General features: G+C 32.5%; 1 protein-coding gene. It reads left to right on the top strand.

The genetic code is table 11. The features are described from left to right. A partial coding sequence (locus tag Q4528_RS15805) for a hypothetical protein (RefSeq protein WP_303522686.1) occupies nucleotides 1–240 on the top strand: 240 nt, incomplete at both ends.

The following is a 240-nucleotide window of genomic DNA, read 5'->3' as shown; positions in this document are numbered from 1 at the left end:
GAGCAGGGGTATAGAGGGGTCTAAAGCTGAACATCAACCAATGCAAAAACGATATGCAGAATTACAAAAGCCTGATAATGAAAAACAATTAATTGAAAAAGTACCTTTAAAAACAGTAACTTATAATGAATCTACTATTCATGCAATGGATGCTAAATCATTGAAGGATGAAAAGATACAGAAGTATTTTGGAAGGCTCTTTGATGAACAGCATAAATACTATCAAGAGCAGTCTTTAAA

Source organism: Staphylococcus pasteuri, from assembly GCF_030547725.1.
GTDB lineage: Bacteria > Bacillota > Bacilli > Staphylococcales > Staphylococcaceae > Staphylococcus > Staphylococcus pasteuri.
This window is presented reverse-complemented; position numbering and strand designations above follow the sequence as displayed.